This window comes from Dolichospermum sp. UHCC 0259 (assembly GCF_009711935.1).
In the GTDB taxonomy this organism is placed as follows: Bacteria; Cyanobacteriota; Cyanobacteriia; order Cyanobacteriales; family Nostocaceae; genus Dolichospermum.
This window is the reverse complement of the sequence record NZ_VIKX01000204.1, coordinates 17,770-29,039: the sequence shown is the minus strand read 5'-3', so window position 1 is coordinate 29,039 and position 11,270 is coordinate 17,770. Positions and strand designations below refer to the sequence as shown.

General features: G+C 40.8%; 14 protein-coding genes. All 14 read right to left on the bottom strand.

Going from position 1 to position 11,270, the window contains the following annotated elements; translation table 11 throughout:
• Positions 1-150: 150 nt before the first annotated feature.
• The 14 genes from FJR05_RS16700 to secY all read right to left on the bottom strand — a co-directional run bounded on the left by FJR05_RS16700 (position 151) and on the right by secY (position 11,126).
• The gene (locus FJR05_RS16700) at positions 151-1,386 is read right to left on the bottom strand and encodes a glycosyltransferase family 4 protein (protein ID WP_168645144.1); all 1,236 of its coding nucleotides are present in this window, start codon (positions 1,384-1,386) and stop codon (positions 151-153) included.
• Positions 1,387-2,669: 1,283 nt separating this feature from the next.
• Positions 2,670-3,770, bottom strand: coding sequence for a peptide chain release factor 1 (gene prfA, locus FJR05_RS16695; protein WP_168645142.1), 1,101 nt, complete (start codon positions 3,768-3,770; stop codon positions 2,670-2,672).
• Between the two features lie 121 nt (positions 3,771-3,891).
• Positions 3,892-4,128 carry a 50S ribosomal protein L31 gene (gene rpmE / locus FJR05_RS16690; protein WP_039201059.1) on the bottom strand — a complete coding sequence of 79 codons (237 nt, stop codon included), beginning with the start codon at positions 4,126-4,128 and terminating at the stop codon, positions 3,892-3,894.
• Positions 4,129-4,271: 143 nt separating this feature from the next.
• On the bottom strand, positions 4,272-4,688 hold the full coding sequence (rpsI, locus tag FJR05_RS16685) for a 30S ribosomal protein S9 (protein WP_039201058.1): 417 nt from the start codon (positions 4,686-4,688) through the stop codon (positions 4,272-4,274).
• Positions 4,688-5,143, bottom strand: a complete 456-nt coding sequence (gene rplM, locus FJR05_RS16680) for a 50S ribosomal protein L13 (protein ID WP_168645140.1) — start codon at positions 5,141-5,143, stop codon at positions 4,688-4,690. Before rplM ends, rpsI begins: the two co-directional genes overlap by 1 nt.
• Positions 5,136-6,011 carry a tRNA pseudouridine(38-40) synthase TruA gene (gene truA, locus FJR05_RS16675; RefSeq protein ID WP_174783744.1) on the bottom strand — a complete coding sequence of 292 codons (876 nt, stop codon included), beginning with the start codon at positions 6,009-6,011 and terminating at the stop codon, positions 5,136-5,138. Before truA ends, rplM begins: the two co-directional genes overlap by 8 nt.
• A 111-nt stretch (positions 6,012-6,122) precedes the next feature.
• Positions 6,123-6,473, bottom strand: a complete 351-nt coding sequence (gene rplQ / locus FJR05_RS16670; protein WP_096669274.1) for a 50S ribosomal protein L17 — start codon at positions 6,471-6,473, stop codon at positions 6,123-6,125.
• 39 nt (positions 6,474-6,512) lie between these two features.
• Entirely contained in the window at positions 6,513-7,457 is a 945-nt protein-coding gene (locus tag FJR05_RS16665; RefSeq protein WP_168645138.1) for a DNA-directed RNA polymerase subunit alpha, read from the bottom strand.
• A gap of 97 nt (positions 7,458-7,554) precedes the next feature.
• A complete protein-coding gene (gene rpsK, locus FJR05_RS16660; RefSeq protein ID WP_015079191.1) occupies positions 7,555-7,950 on the bottom strand; it encodes a 30S ribosomal protein S11 in 396 nt (131 codons plus the stop codon).
• A gap of 54 nt (positions 7,951-8,004) precedes the next feature.
• Positions 8,005-8,385, bottom strand: a complete 381-nt coding sequence (gene rpsM, locus FJR05_RS16655) for a 30S ribosomal protein S13 (protein ID WP_096669278.1) — start codon at positions 8,383-8,385, stop codon at positions 8,005-8,007.
• Positions 8,386-8,491: 106 nt separating this feature from the next.
• Positions 8,492-8,605 carry a 50S ribosomal protein L36 gene (rpmJ, locus tag FJR05_RS16650; protein WP_015079193.1) on the bottom strand — a complete coding sequence of 38 codons (114 nt, stop codon included), beginning with the start codon at positions 8,603-8,605 and terminating at the stop codon, positions 8,492-8,494.
• 221 nt (positions 8,606-8,826) lie between these two features.
• Entirely contained in the window at positions 8,827-9,051 is a 225-nt protein-coding gene (gene infA, locus FJR05_RS16645; protein WP_006276978.1) for a translation initiation factor IF-1, read from the bottom strand.
• A gap of 207 nt (positions 9,052-9,258) precedes the next feature.
• On the bottom strand, positions 9,259-9,813 hold the full coding sequence (locus FJR05_RS16640) for an adenylate kinase (RefSeq protein ID WP_168645137.1): 555 nt from the start codon (positions 9,811-9,813) through the stop codon (positions 9,259-9,261).
• Positions 9,813-11,126, bottom strand: a complete 1,314-nt coding sequence (gene secY / locus FJR05_RS16635; protein WP_168645136.1) for a preprotein translocase subunit SecY — start codon at positions 11,124-11,126, stop codon at positions 9,813-9,815. The genes FJR05_RS16640 and secY overlap by 1 nt, the downstream gene beginning before the upstream one ends.
• Between the last annotated feature and the right edge of the window lie 144 nt (positions 11,127-11,270).

Genomic DNA, 11,270 nt, shown 5'->3' with positions numbered 1-11,270 from the left:
CCTACTTCTACCTACCCTATAAACTCTCGAAAGTGGGGGGAGAGTGAAAAACTACTATTAATGGCTAATTGTCCTAACTGTTTTTATAAAAGCTTACACAGATTACACCATTGAAGATAACTTAGAAGTAGTCACCATCATTGGTAGTGGTTAATTTAACAAACAAGAAGAACAAGATTCAGGACTATATAACCAACGATGATAGGTCTTCCGTTTCGCTAATTCCTTACCTTGACGGCCGAGTTTTTCCCGAAGCTGTGAATCTTGACACAACCGATTAAAAGTTTGCAAAACCTCATAACCAGAATCGGGATTTACTAACAGTCCATTTTCTTCATGATGAACTGTATCTAAAACACTACCTAAACGAGAAGCAATTACAGGTTTACCAAAATAACCAGCTTCTAAATAAACCATACCAAAATTATCTATGGTTTGACCTTCATAATTATCTGAATTTAACATAGCGAAGATATCACAAGCCGCATAATAACCAGCTAAATCCCGTTCTGGTACATATCCAACAAAATGTACCCGTTGATCAATTCGTAACCTTTCCGCTTGAGATTTTAGCTGGGTTTCACAAGATCCTTCACCGCAAATAATGCAATGAACATCCACACCAAAATTTAGCAATACGGGAATATTATCTATGACCCGATTAAGGTTTTTATATTTAACCAAATCACCCACAGAAAGAATAACTATCGCTGTTTCAGGAATATTATAAATCTGCCGAATACGATTACGTAAATCATCAATATGACTCAAACTAGTGGGATTGCCAAATCTTTCTGGCCTCACTACCGGATTAATGATATGAGTGGGTGTATCTAACCGAAAAGTATTTCTTAAAAAATTGCGAATATAAGAACTATTACAAACAATTCCATCGGCACGGTTGAGAGTTACTTTTAATAGCCATCTCCATAACGGATTACTAGCCACACTTATTAAATCATTACCATGCAAATAGATAAAAAAGCGAATTGGTAAAATATAACTGAGTAGCAATAACGCGGGAAAATCATAACCGTGACACCATTCAATATAGCGGTAATGATAGCGAAAATATAATTTAATAGCTAATAAAAAAGCAGCAATAATATTAAAGCCAGATTGGATTATATTTCCCAGCCAGTGATTACACCAAACCGGAAAATTAAACCAACGATAAACAGGAAATTGTTGAGATTTATCAAACTTCTTATCTCCAGCACAACCACCAGCTAAGACAATTACCCGATCTGGATCTTGTAAACAGCGATTATAGACATATTCGCCAATTATAGCCTCATCAGGGCGAAATATTCGAGAAATAACGAGGATATCTGGGTAAGCTGTTTTATCTCTAACTTGTGACCCTAGTTGTGATATATTTTCCATAATTAAGCTTGATAAATTAACTGGAATTAGGGCATTATCTTAAATTCAATAAAAAACTATTACTTCTATTCGGTTGTAGAGCTACTAAATTTTTTCTGAATTTTGCAGTACATAGAAATAAAATTTTTAGATGTTGCTGATTCAAAAAAAATGCAATACCTTTGTTAAATTTGTGAGATTCAGATTAGTCAAAATAATAACGGACTTTAGGGTTATATGAGATTATGTTTGTCAAATATTTATCCTCTATATTCCCGAATTACCAAGTATTATGACTACTGAATTGTTATTAAAATTATCAAACACCTGATTGACAAAACTACAAATTATTAACCTATTTTACCACTGATTATTGTTCGATTTGTCCAGGTTGATTAATGCTGAATAATTTATCTGCATAATTAAAGATAGTCATGATTTATCACTCATACTGCCAAGAGATTACTCAGAAACTGCTTGGAAAATTCTTAAATCTAACTATTTCCTTTATAATACCCTAAATACTGGCTATTTTAGTGCCAAATCGCCAGAAAATATTAGTGCTTTTGTAATCTGAGTCATAGCATTTACTTCCAAATCATGATTTAGTGACACTTATTATTTTCACCTTTGTTGATTACAGATCCTTTCTCGTTTATTAGGGTATCAATCATTGCGTTTAGCCCATTTTAAATTTGAATACCTTTAAATGGTAATCATAGATATGGTTGCCACAATAAAGCCTATTTTCAAGGCTAATTTTTCAATCTAACTCCACAATTGATAAATAGTAAGTGTAAAATTTATGATTGTCACTGCGCTTACAAGTACCTGTGCAAAATTAATTGAACATTTTCAAAATTTCTCAACCAATCAATTTCGTAGGGGCAAACCCCCTGTGGTTGCCCCAAATAACGGCGTAGAAGGGCGCTACCCCTACATTAAATCTCAGTCTTTTGTATAATTAATTTTGCCTGCCTACTTATCACTGATAAAAAGTAAAACCCCCTAAAATATAAGTGCTGAATATTGCATCTCTATCCGGAAAAAATTAGTTAGGGCTTGCTGAAAAGTCGTATTTAAACCAAACCAAGAATCAATTAACAATGCTTGTAAGTGAAAATACAGACTACTTATTCTGATCTCTCTTTCTTTGCGCCATTTTCTATTATCCTTGGTTCGATAAATCTGATCTAAATGCACTGATTCTGGATAGTATCCTATTCCAATAAAAAAACCGCCTGTGAGTACAAAAAATAACAACAAGCGGTGTTCTAAGATATTTAGGAAGTTAATGAAGTTAATTAACTACTAGAACCAGAAGCGGCTAATTCTGCTAACCGTTCTTGTTGATCTTGTGATATGCAAGATTGAATCACCGTCTCTATATCACCTTCCAAAACAGGATTAAGGGTAAAATTTTGACCTAAACGGTGGTCAGTCACCCGGCTATCTTTATAATTGTAAGTGCGAATTTTTTCCGAACGAGAACCTGTACCCACTTGCGATCGCCTCATGGAAGTCACAGCATCTTGTTGTTCTCGCAATTTCAACTCATACAACTTAGCCCGGAGAATTTGCATCGCCCGTTCTTTATTCTGCAACTGACTCCGTTCTTCTGTACAGAAAATCCGAATCCCAGTGGGTTTGTGGAACAAATCAGCCGCAGTTTCCACCTTGTTCACGTTTTGTCCACCCGCACCACCAGAACGCGCCGTACTCATTTCAATATCTTTCGGGTCAATATGGATTTCCACCTCATCCACTTCTGGCATAATCGCTATAGTCGCAGTAGAAGTGTGAACCCTACCTCCCGATTCCGTTGCTGGTACACGCTGAACACGATGTACACCAGATTCAAACTTCAACTTACTATAAACACTATCACCTTGAATTTCTAGAATTACTTCTTTAAACCCGCCCATTTCTCCCAATGACTCGCTGACTAGCTTCACCTTCCAACCTTGGACATCAGCATATCGAGAATACATCCGCAGTAAATCCCCAGCCCAGATACTAGCTTCATCTCCACCAGTACCAGCGCGAATTTCCAACATAATGTTTTTATCATCGTTGGGGTCACGGGGTAGCAGCAACACCTTTAAGCGACTTTCTAAATATTCTAGCTTTTCTTCCAGTTCACTAACTTCCATTGCTGCCATCTGATGCAACTCTAGATCGCTATTGGACTCTTTGAGGATCTGACGCGCCCCTACTAATTCCTCCTGGGCTGTTTTCCAAGTTTCATAGGTATTAACTACCTCTTCCAAAGAAGAACGAGACTTAGCAATTTTTTGATACTCATCAGGATTACCAGCGGTATCAGGATCGGCTAAACGGCGTGTTAATTCATGAAAAGTTTGTTCAACAGATTTAAGTTTCTCCAGTAAGTATGATTCTGCCATGATGACTATAAATGCTCCTAAAAAATAACAAGTTGGCTCAAGCATTAAATGACAAGCGACCCAGCACTATGCAGGGTCGTCTATGGCTTCCGCCACGCTATCAACAGCTACAGCCAACCAGCTACTTTTGATTATCGTCGCCAGTTTGAGTGCTGGACATACCATATTTACGCAGGAAGCGTTCTACACGACCTTCCGTATCAATCATTTTCTGAGTACCAGTGTAGAAAGGATGATTTCCAGACCAAACATCTACGTGGAGTTCGGGCTTGGTAGCACCAATGGTCATAACAACTTGACCATTACAGTAGACCTTAGCGTCTGGATACCATTTGGGATGAATATCAGGTTTAGCCATTGTTTTTTTGTGGGGAATCTATATAAATTGGGATTGGGGACTGGGGACTGGGGATTGGGGATTGGGGATTGGGGATTGGGGATTGGGTAAAAGTTTTTCCTTCTGAACTCCTGAATCCTGACTCCTGAATCCTGACTCCTATCTTAACGTTTCGAGTATTGAGGTGCTTTACGGGCTTTGTGTAAACCGTATTTCTTCCGTTCTTTAGCTCGTGGATCACGAGTTAAATAGCCTTCAGTTTTCAGTGGTGAACGGTTATCTGGGTCAAGTTGACACAAAGCGCGAGCAACACCTAGACGAATAGAATCTGCTTGTCCAGTTAAGCCACCACCTTCGGCTTTCACCACGATGTCATATTCGCTTTCCAATCCCAAGGTTTCCAAAGGTGCTTTAATCGCGCCTAAGTAGTTAGGATTGAATTGGAAATACAAATCTCCATCTTTACCGTTAACAGTCATTTTCCCTTCACCGGGAACTAGACGAACTCTAGCGACTGACGCTTTACGACGACCAGTACCCCAATAAACAGCACGTCCGCTAGTAATTTCTGCTACCTGCATTAGTTTTCTCCAGGAATTGTACTAATTGTGATTTCTTTGGGTTGTTGTGCTTCATGCGGATGAGTTGGGCCTGCATACACTTTCAGTTTGGTAAATAACTGTTTACCCAAACTATTTTTAGGTAACATACCTTTAATAGCGTGTTCGAGAATTCTTTCTGGTAATCGCTGTTGTAACTTAGCGAAAGTTTCGGTTTTCATACCACCGGGACGGCCAGAATGGCGACGGTAAAGCTTTTGAGTGCGCTTTTTACCTGTAACTGCCACTTTCTCAGCATTGATAATAATCACAAAATCCCCGGTATCTAAATGGGGAGTATATTCAGCTTTTCTTTTGCCTCTGAGGATCATAGCGACTTCACTCGCCAGACGACCCAGACGTTTATCTGTCGCGTCTACTAAGTACCAATCACGCTCAAGAGATGCTTGAGGGGGAAGGTAGGTTTTACTACTCATTGTTTGTCCTTTGTCTTTTGTCAGTTGTCAGTTGTCCTTTGTCATGATTCATGACTAGGTATGGTTGGGTGTCATACCAAATTTTTGGCGGAAAGGGAAAATCGGGATAACCGACTCTCAACAAGCATAGCCCGTGAGCGGGTGCAGAATATTTCACTTCTTCTCGGCGTTCCTGTTGCCAGATATCGGTGAAGTCATCTAGAGTCCGCTGACCAGAACCTACTTGTACTACCATTCCTATCAACAGCCGCACCATGCCATATAAAAATCCATCAGCCTGAATTTCAATATGGATAAATGATCCACTCCGACGACATTCTACTGCTTGCACTTCTACCCAGGAATGCGATCGCGCTGACCCAGCCCGTTCAAAAGCAGATAAATGGTGTTTTCCCAGCAGTGGTTTTAAGGCAGATGTAATTAAGGCTTCATCTAAAGGAGCATAATAATAATGCCAACTGAAAGGCTGCGCGAATAAATTCGGTAACTCTTCAGTGTAGATAGTGTAGCGATATCGTCGGTAAATCGCACTAAAACGAGCGTGCCAACTTTCACTTACACCTGCCGATGCCCTAATTAATATACCTGGGGGCAAGTAGCCATTGAGAACTTTTGCCCACCTGTGAGCAGGAATTAAACTTGCGGCTTGAAAATGAGCTACTTGAGCGGCAGCATGGACTCCAGAATCAGTTCGACCTGCTCCGTGGAGTGTCACATGATACCCTAGAACAGTTGCGATCGCTGTTTCTATCTCTTCTTGAACAGTTCGCTGTCCTTTTTGTCTTTGCCAGCCGTGAAAATGAGTACCTATATACTGAATAACTAAGGCTACTCGTTGAGTCTGATTTTGCTGGCGGCTTTCTAACATAATTTAGTCAGTTGTTAGTTGTCAGTCGTCAGTTGTCAGTTGTCGGTTGTCAGTTGTTTTTTATTTGCTACTGACCAATGACCAATGACCAATGACTAATAACTAATAACTTTAAACTAGTTCAATAATCGCCATTTCAGCATGATCACCGCGACGGGGGACGGTATGCAAAATGCGAGTATAACCACCTTGACGGTTAGCATACCGAGTAGGAGCTTGCTCGAATAGTGCATGAACTAAAGTTTGGTCGTAGATATAACCCAGTGCTTTTCGACGAGATGCTAAAGAGCCATCTTTAGCCAGGGTAATCATTTTATCTACTTCACTGCGGACAACTTTAGCTCTGATTAAAGTTGTAGTAATTCGACCATGACGTACCAATTCTGTTGTCAAAGCTCTGAGAAGAGCTTTACGTTGATCCGCTGGTTTACTAAGTTTTTTGACTCGGCAACGATGACGCATAACAATGCACTAATGAAGTTTCATTTATTGGGTTTTGATTTAGCTAGGCTTAGAGCTTCTTTCTTGAGGTAAAGTAATACCTAAGCGACGCTGTAAAGCTTCCACTACTTCTTCCGCTGACTTTTGACCAAAGTTTTTGATTTCTAACAGGTCTTCTTGGGTGTAATCCAATAAGTCAGCTACGGAATTCACTTGGGCGCGTTTTAGACAGTTATAAGCTCTCACAGATAACTGCAACTCTTCAATAGGAATTTGCGCGGTTGGGTCATCCGGCATATCCGAACTTGTGTCTGTTGGTTCTAAGGAAATATCTTTTAGTGGATTGAATAAATCTACCAAAATTCCAGCCGCAGATGATAGTGCCTCTTGAGGAGAAATACTACCATTAGTCCATACTTCCAACAGTAGTCGGTCTTTCAAAAAACCATCGTCGCGGGTTTCTTCAACACTATAGTTGACCTTTCGCACGGGCATAAACACTGAGTCAATTTGGAGAAAATCCAAAGATGTGGCTTCTTCTCTGCCTCGTTCTACAGTCCGGTAGCCTTTGCCACGCTCAATCCGAAATTCCATTTCCAGTTTTCCACCTTCAGCGATGGTGGCAATATACTGGGTCGGGTCAATCACTTCTACTTCACTAGGTAAATCGAAATGTGCCACAGTGACTGTTGCTGGCCCATGCACAAGTAAACGACCAATTTGGGGTTGAGAAGAATAACTCTTGAGAATGACATCCTTCATTCGCATGAGGATTTCCAGTACGTCTTCCCTTACCCCTGGAACTGTTGCAAACTCATGACTAACTTCAGCAATTCTCACTGCTGTCACTGATGTCCCTTCTAAGTTAGAAAGTAAAACCCGCCGCAATGCGTTGCCAACAGTAGTCCCTTGACCGCGCTCTAGTGGTTCTAGAACGAACTTACTGTAATAGCTCCGACTTTCCTCTGCATTAGACTCTACACATTCAATTTGAAACTGCGCCACGGAGTAGCCTCCCTCACTTCGTAAAGTCAAAAGTCAAAATTCAAAGGTCAACAGTCAACAGTCAAAAGTTGACAGTTAACTGTTAGATGAGAAAAGTTTAAACTCGACGGCGCTTGGGTGGACGGCAACCGTTGTGGGGAATTGGGGTAATATCCCGAATGAGTGTAATTTCTAATCCTGCACCTTGAAGCGCCCGAATCGCGGTTTCTCTACCTGCACCGGGTCCACTCACCATAACTTCGATTTGCCGCATTCCTTGGTCTGTGGCTCGTCTAGCTGCGCTTTCCGCAGCGGTTTGTGCGGCAAAGGGTGTTCCCTTTTTTGCCCCTTTAAATCCACTAGAACCAGCACTTGCCCAGGAGATAACATCTCCATTTTGATCGGTAATCGTGACAATGCTATTGTTGAAGGTAGACTGAATGTAGGCAACCCCATTGGGTACGTTCCGTTTCTGCTTTTTGCTCCCGGATTTTTTTGTTGGTTGTCTGGCCATATTTCTTTAGTGAATTTAAGGTACAACTTGCTAATTGCAGCAAGTTTAGAAAAATTATTTGCCAGGGGCTTTCTTCTTACCAGCCACTGTCTGTCTTCTACCACGTCTGGTTCTAGCGTTGGTACGGGTTCTTTGTCCACGCACTGGTAAGCCCATGCGGTGTCTTCGACCTCTGTAACAACCAATATCAACTAAACGCTTAATATTTAGTCCTTCTAAACGCCGTAAATCTCCTTCAACTTGATAGTTGCTTTCGATTTCTCCTCTGAGGGCTGCCACATCAGCATCGGACAGGTCTTTGACGCGGGTATCTGGGTTAACACCAGTCGCTGCGAGAATTTGATGTGATCTAGTTAAGCCAATTCCGTAAATGTATGTTAGACCGATTTCGACACGCTTATCGCGTGGAAGGTCTACGCCGGAAATCCGTGCCACAATGAATCTCTCCCTATTGTTTTCGTAGTTGCAGTTAGCAAAGTGCGATGGTTTTTTCTTGTCCGGTTAATGGTCGCGGATTTAACTTTGCTTTGATAGATAGTTTCTATCCTTGGCGTTGTTTGTGTTTGGGATTTTCACAAATCACCATTACGCGACCACGACGCTTGATCACGCTGCACTTTTCACAAATTTTCTTAACTGAGGCTCTGACTTTCATGCCTTTTAAATTTGACTCCAAATAGTAAATTATAGCATTTCTAGAAGAAATATTTCAGTTATGTAACGAGAAAAAGACCAGTTGATTTATGGTAGGATTCTCTAAATACACCAGATTGCAGGTAGACTAAGTACAAAATTTTAACCAAAAATCAAGTATCACGGGAGTTATACTCCTGACTTCTGACTCCTGACTCCTGACTTCTGACTCCTACTATAGATTTATTTCTTCCGCAGACGATAAGTGATTCTACCTTTGGTTAAGTCGTAGGGTGTTAATTCAACTTTGACGCGATCGCCAGGTAAAATCTTGATGTAATTACGGCGAATTTTCCCAGAAATGTGTGCTAGGACATTAAAGCCGTTATCTAAGTCAACACGAAACATTGCATTAGGCAATGATTCGGTGACAGTCCCTTCCATTTCAATTAAATCTTGCTTAGACAAGTTTTTTCCTCAACTCAACAATCTCCTATTGTCCTTGTACACTTTCATGGGCATCAAGAACACAATTAGAGAAAATATCAACAGTTTATTAATACATCTTAGCTAAAATTGACTTGTGCCTAGCTTGGAAGATAGGGGAGAGGTGATAGGCAATGGAAAATTTTGTTTTTTCTCTCTGCCGACATAGACCGCTACCCCTGAGTTTCTTTAAGCAGCTATGATATTTTTCAAATCAGTAAAAACTTCTTCTTGGGACTGATTACCGTTGACTGTGAGGAGTTTTTGGCGATCTGTAAAATAGTTAATTAAGGGTGCAGTTTCATCGCGGTATACTTCTAAGCGGCGACGAATTACCTCTTCAGTATCATCTTTTCGTCCGCGTCCTAGTAACCGGGTAATCACAGCTTCATCTGGTGCATCCAGATTAATTACCTGTTCACCACCCTGTCCTAGACTTTTAAGTAATTCTGCCAGAAACTCTGCCTGTGTAACTTTACGAGGAAAGCCATCTAAAATCCAACCGGTTTGGGCATCTGGTTGTTTCAGGCGTTCTTCAACCATATCTTCTACTAATTTGTCGGGGACTAATTCGCCTTTATCCATAAAGTTTTGGGCTTGTATTCCCAAAGCTGTTTTGTCTTGAATAGCTTGGCGTAAAATGTCACCTGTAGAAATATGGGGAATCTGCAAAAATGCAGCCAAGGTTTTAGCTTGAGTTCCTTTACCAGCACCCGGTGGTCCCAAGAAGATTAATCGCGTCACTATTGTTTCACCATTCCTTCATAACGCTGAGAGATAACGTAAGTTTGGATTTGTTTAGCCGTATCAATTGCTACACCAACCAAAATTAACAAAGATGTTGCCCCCAAACCCTTAAATGTGGGAACTTTCAAAGCACTTTCTACGGCTGTAGGAATAATTGCCACCAAGCCTAAAAAGATAGCCCCTAAAAAAGTCAGTCGGTTTGTGACCTTTTCAATATACTCACTAGTAGCTTTTCCGGGACGAATACCGGGAATACTAGAACCCATTTTTTTCAAATTTTGAGCCACGTCTACTGGGTTGAGAATCAACGAAGAATAGAAGTAACTAAAGAAAACAATGGAAGTTAAGTAAACGAGGGCATATACCCAAGGTGCAGAACCACCGGGACTTAAATAGGTATTAACAATGTTTGCTAATTCGGGATTTTTAGTGAAATTGGCGACTAAAAGTGGCAAACTTAAGATTGCTGCTGCAAAAATAATCGGCATTACCCCGCCCGAATTAAGGCGTAGAGGTAAATAACTCCGCTGTTCTGCTAAAACCCTTCTGCCTACCTGACGACGGGCAGAAATAATAGGGATGCGGCGCATTCCTTCCTGTACGAACACAATACCCACGATTGTGAACATAAAAACTAGTAACAGGACGATGACGCGCCCGACAATTTCCCTGCCACCAACTTGTACCAAGTCAATGGTATCGCCCAGAGATTTAGGTAAAGAAGCCACAATGTTGACAAAAATCAACAAAGATGCACCATTGCCAATCCCCCGTTCAGTAATCAGTTCTGATGCCCACATGACGAACATTGAACCAGCAGTTAGGGCGATCGCAGTTTCTGCTACAAATACCGGACCTGGTGTCTTGGCAAATTGTTGGAGAAATAAGGCCGAAAACGCCACACTTTGAATAACTGCCCAAACTACAGTCACATAGCGGGTAATTTGCGATATTTTCCGCCGACCTGCTTCCCCTTCATTTTTCTGTAAATTTTCTAAAGATGGCAGAGCCGCAGTAAGCAATTGGATGATAATTGAGGCATTAATAAAGGGCAAAATCCCCAAGGCAAAGATTCCCAAAGTAGAGAGTCCCCGCCCAGAGAATATATCTAATAAACCGAAGATGGAATTGTTGCCCGATATAGCTTCAGCAAACTTAGGTCTATCAATTCCTGGGACAGGTAAAAAGATACCCAGGCGAACCAAAATTAAAATACCGACAGTGACAAGCAGCCTACCTCTCAGTCCGGCTGCTTGCGCCATCTGCATAAAAGTTTCTTGAGCCGTTGGGGCTTTGTCTCGACTGATCATAGAGTTTTACCTTTGAAGTATGAAGTCTTAACTATGATTTACGTGATTTATATGATGAAGATGATTAGGGTATCTATTGACCAATGATCTCCTCCCCAATGACCTCTTCCCCAATCACCAAGAGATAAGATTTCTCATCCTCAA